The 4,771-nt window shown below is 65.5% G+C and carries 4 protein-coding genes; 3 read left to right on the forward strand and 1 reads right to left on the reverse strand.

Annotated elements, in window-relative coordinates; genetic code table 11:
- Positions 1 to 110: 110 nt before the first annotated feature.
- The gene (locus AB3X43_RS19130; RefSeq protein WP_369431465.1) at positions 111 to 2,216 is read right to left on the reverse strand and encodes a sigma-54-dependent Fis family transcriptional regulator; all 2,106 of its coding nucleotides are present in this window, start codon (positions 2,214 to 2,216) and stop codon (positions 111 to 113) included.
- Between the two features lie 274 nt (positions 2,217 to 2,490).
- Between AB3X43_RS19130 and pedF the strand changes: the two genes are divergently transcribed.
- From pedF to AB3X43_RS19145, 3 genes are all read left to right on the forward strand, one after another.
- Positions 2,491 to 2,967 carry a cytochrome c-550 PedF gene (gene pedF / locus AB3X43_RS19135; RefSeq protein WP_369431466.1) on the forward strand — a complete coding sequence of 159 codons (477 nt, stop codon included), beginning with the start codon at positions 2,491 to 2,493 and terminating at the stop codon, positions 2,965 to 2,967.
- A gap of 122 nt (positions 2,968 to 3,089) precedes the next feature.
- Positions 3,090 to 3,968: a substrate-binding periplasmic protein gene (locus AB3X43_RS19140; protein ID WP_369431467.1), complete on the forward strand. Its 879-nt coding sequence runs from the start codon at positions 3,090 to 3,092 to the stop codon at positions 3,966 to 3,968.
- A gap of 113 nt (positions 3,969 to 4,081) precedes the next feature.
- On the forward strand, positions 4,082 to 4,738 hold the full coding sequence (locus AB3X43_RS19145; protein ID WP_369431468.1) for a hypothetical protein: 657 nt from the start codon (positions 4,082 to 4,084) through the stop codon (positions 4,736 to 4,738).
- Positions 4,739 to 4,771 lie beyond the last annotated feature (33 nt).

Raw genomic sequence — 4,771 nt, forward strand, 5'->3', positions numbered from 1 at the left:
AACCGGAGCGTGCGCCACCAGCTCAACTGGCAGCATGTCTGGCGCGAGGCCGAAGCCCGCTGGATGGCGACACCGGCAGCAACCACCACCGGCGAGGCCGAAGCCGATGCTCAGCGCGGTGTTTTCCAGCGCAGCTTGCGGTAGATGGTGTTGCGGCTGATGCCCAGCTGCTTGGCCGCCACCGAGATGTTGCCGCCCGCGGCATCCACGGCCCGCTGGATGGACTGCAGCTCGATGTCCTCCAGAGAGCGGCCCGCCTGATCGTCCACCGGGGAGCCAGCGGCCGGCGACGACGGCATGGCCGTGTCGAGCGGTGCCGCCCGCTCCCGCTGCACAGGCTCGGGCTCAGGCATCGGCACGACCACCGCCGGGCGCTGCGCCGAAGCCTGGCGGGCGTCGTCGATGAAGTCGTCCGACAGATGATCGCGGCTGATCACCGCATCCCCCGCGGCCATGACACTGGCGGTGCGCAGCACGTTGAACAGCTGGCGCACATTGCCTGGCCACTGGTACCCCTGGAACAGGCGCAGCACATCCGGGTTCAGGCGCAGGCGGCGGTCCGGGTTCTCGCGCTCCAGGATGCGCTCGACCAGCGCGACCAGGTCGGTGCGCTCACGCAGCGGCGGCAGACGCACAGCCAGTCCGTTCAGGCGGTAGTACAGGTCCTCGCGGAAGGTCTTCTGTTCGATCATCTCGCGCAGGTTGCGGTGCGTCGCGCACACCAGCATCACGTCCACCGACACCGCCTTGGCGCTGCCCAGTGGCGTGACCTGCCGCTCCTGCAGCACACGCAGCAGGTGCGCCTGCAGCGTCAGCGGCATGTCGCCGATCTCGTCGAGGAACAGCGTGCCCCCATTGGCCTGCACAAGCTTGCCGACCGCACCCTTGCGCCGGGCGCCGGTGAAAGCGCCTTCCTCATAGCCAAACAGCTCGGCTTCGATCAGCGTTTCGGGAATCGAAGCGCAGTTCACCGCCACGAATGGCTGGCGGGCACGCTCGGAGTCCTGGTGGATGGCACGGGCCAGCAGCTCCTTGCCAGTGCCGGTTTCACCCAGGATGAGGATGGGAATGTCGCGGTTGATGACACGCCGGATCTTGTCCACCAGCGTGCCGACCTGCGCATCCCCCGTGGTCAGGTTGGCCAGACCGGCGCGTTCGGTCGATGCGGCAGAGGATCGGACAGACGGCTCGCGCGCCGGTGCGGCCGCACCCTGGGTCTCGTGGGTGGGCACGACATCGCTGACAGGCGAAGCCGCCTCCATGCCGTGCCACACCGGCCAGTTGAAGCGGGCATGCACATGGAACTGCCGTCCGTTCGACAGCTCGACGGGCTGCGGCTGTGCCAGCGGCGAGCGGAAACGGTCCACCAGCGCCGACACGCTGGTGCCGAACAGCGTGGACAGCGAATGCATGCGCAGCGCAGCGCCGCTCAGACCCAGCTGCTCCAGTGCACCCCGGTTGGCCCCCACCAGCTTGCCATCCTGGCTGACGGCAAGAATGCCCTCCATCAGCGTGCCGATGAACTCGACGCGGCTGTGGAAGTGCAGCCGCATCACATTGCGGTAGTCGTCCGTGAGCCAGTGGTTCTCGATCATCCGCGCGCTCATCTTGACCAGCCCCATCGTGTGCTGGTGGTAGGTGCGCTGGTCGCCGGACACATCCAGCACGCCGAGGATGTTGCCGCGCGGATCCAGGATCGGTGCGGCCGAGCATGTCAGGAAGTGGTTGGCATGCATGTAGTGCTCGTCGGCATGGACCAGCGTGGGCGATTCCTCGATCAGCGCCGTGCCGACCGCGTTCGTGCCCTTGGACTGCTCGGACCAGTTGACGCCCGGCTGCAGCGCGACCTTCGATGCGCGGGTCAGGAAGTCGTGGTCGCCGATCGAGTGGATGATCGTGCCGGTGGCATCGCACAGCACCACCATCGAGTCGCTGTTGACGATCTGCTCGAACAGCATCTCCATGACCGGTGCGGCATGGGCGTAGAGACGCTGGTTGCGCTCGCGTGCCACGACCAGATCCGAACGCCCGAGCGGCGAGAAGTCCAGGCGCTCGATGCGTGACAGGCCAAGGGCAGCGCAGCGCTCGTGCGAGTTGTCGATCTTCGAGACATGGGTGTGGTCCAGCGGCAGCGCCGACGCAATCGGCCGGCGCGCATCGCCTTGTGTCGCGCGCAACCGCAACCCTGCCGAAGCGGGTGTATAGGGTCCTGCCATGGTCTTGTCTCCTGTCTTCTCTGCAAATCAGATCTGCCGGGCCACCCGATTGTCGCCTGACCGTCACTGTCATCTATTCGCACACGCCGTCCGCTCACTGTCACAGTGCCGGAGAATTCAAAGGGATGACGCGCAATTTAGAAGCAACTGCGGCGTACCACCCCCGGACAGACCCTTGTTTCCATGCCTTGTCCGTGACCTTGTCCGTGCTTGGCACAGTGATTGCAGAAACAATGCCAACCCCCTTTGAACAAACACTCTCTGGAGACAACGAATGGCACAAGGCAACCTCTTCCGCGCAGCAATTCTGGCCGCTTTCTGCGCCGTGGCCGGTGGCCAGGCCATGGCGCACGGCGATGTGACACCGCAGGCTGTGGACACATCCAGCCTGCCACAACTGGGCGCCGACTGGCGCGCTGAAAACCCGTACCGCGGCAATGACAAGGCCGTCGCCATCGGCACCTCGGCGTTCAACCAGAACTGCGCCCGCTGCCATGGCCTGGAAGCCATCTCTGGCGGCATCGCTCCCGACCTGCGTCGCCTCGACAATGATTGCGTGCCGATCAAGGACGAGAAGAAGCGCAATGCCTGCGTCAAGGAAATCGACGACTACTTCCTGAGCAGCATCCGCCACGGCAAGGTCCGCAATGGCGCGGTCTACATGCCTCCGTTCGAAGGCGTGTTCAGCCAGGAAGCCATGTGGGCCATCAAGGCCTACCTGGAAACCCGCCGCGAAAAACCGCTGCCCTGACCCTGGCTGCGTCTTCACGAGGTCTGCAGCATGGATTCACTGACAGAATCCGGCTTCGGGCCTTGCCCGTTTTTCAGACCCCAGACACCCGCCCGCCGCCCGCAGCGGACCAGGAGACAGACATGATTCCCTCCAACAACGACAAGGCGCACGACCGCCGCGCCTTCCTCGGCAAGACCTCGACGCTGGCGCTGGGTGCGCTCGGCGGCCTGCTCGGCGTCGGCAGCGCACAGGCCGAGGACAAGACCGGACTGGCCCGCGTGCTGGAACGCGGTCGGCTGTCTGTCGGCATCTACAACGATCTGCCGCCTTTCCACGTCAAGGGCCAGGGCATCGAGATCGAACTGGCCAAGGCACTTGCGGGTACGCTGGGTGTCGAGGTGTCGCTGCTGCCGTTCCCGGCCGACGACAACATGAACGACGACCTGCGCAACATGGTCTGGAAGGGCCACTACCTCGGCTACGGGCCGGCCGACGTGATGCTGCACGTGCCGGTCGACCGTCCGCTGATGCAGGACAACCCGAAGGTCAGCATCTTCGGCCCTTACTGGCGTGAACGGGTCGTGGTCGCCCGTGACCTTTCCAGGCTGCCCGAACTGGACTCCCTGGAGCCACTGCGCCAGGTGCGTTCGGCCGTGCCGGGCCTGTCGCTGGCCGGATGGCTGATGATCGGCGCCGACGACGGTGCACTGCGCGAGAAGCTGATCACCAAGATCAATGACGGTGTGGTGGCCGCGCAGATGCTGCAGCGCGGCGAAGTCGCTGCAGCGGCCGGCCTGCGTTCGGAGATCGAATCCGTGCTGCGCGGTGACCCGCGTTTTGCGATCGCGCCGATCCCGATGCCGCGGGCGCCCAAGGACGGCTGGGCGGTCGGCATGGCCGTCAAGAAGGAAGCCACCGATCTGGCCGAAGCATTGCAGGCTGGTCTGAACACGCTGGCCGAGAAGGGCGAGCTGAAGGCGATGTTCGCGCGCGCCAATCTGGTCTGGCAGCGCGTCTGATTGCGTGCTCAAGCAGGCCAAATCGTGAAATTTGACACGATCAATTGATCCCAGTCAGTACCGTCGGCTAGACTTGCACCAGAGCATGCAAACGAACGGTGGAGGCTGGGGCGATGCGACGCAAGCAGCACAAGCGGTGGGGCACACGTCTCGGGACGGTGCTGGCGCTGCTGGCTCCTTTCAGCGCGCTGACCGCCCCGGTCAGCGGCAGCAGCGACAAGGTGCTTCCCAGCCGCCCCACGACGCGCGCACAGGCCGTTGCACCCGAGAGTACCGCCGATTTCTGTGACAGCGTCTACCTGAAGACCGGCCGACTGCTTTACTTCAGCCTGCTGCGGGCCAGCACGGCCAGCAGCCAGACGGCCCTGCTCGGCAGCGACAAGGCGGGCGCAGTGTCCTTTGCCGACATCGAGTCCTACGTCACCTACAGCGACACGCTGGAGTCGGCATCAGCCCACACCGGCAGCCTGCGCTGGTCGCTCTGGGCGGTACCGCAGAACCATGTGGCCGGCTGGCCGAAGATGAATGGCTACCGCCTCGGCGGCTTCGTTCCCTCGCTGATCGACAGCCAGGGCAAGTCGCAGGACTACCTGTACAACCTCACCGAAATCACGCTCAGGCAGCGCATCGCCACCGTCAATCCGCCCGCGGGGCGCTACTGCCTGGCAGTCGTGATGGACATGTACAGCACCAGCAACGAGTGCCGCTCGTCCGATGGCTATTGCCCGGAAGCCGTTTACACGATGACGCCCGCCAACACCTTCCGCTGACCCTGCGTCATGAACACCTCCGACCGAGACCGT

The sequence above is a fragment of the Sphaerotilus sp. genome (assembly GCF_041083715.1).
In the GTDB taxonomy this organism is placed as follows: domain Bacteria; phylum Pseudomonadota; class Gammaproteobacteria; order Burkholderiales; family Burkholderiaceae_C; genus Sphaerotilus.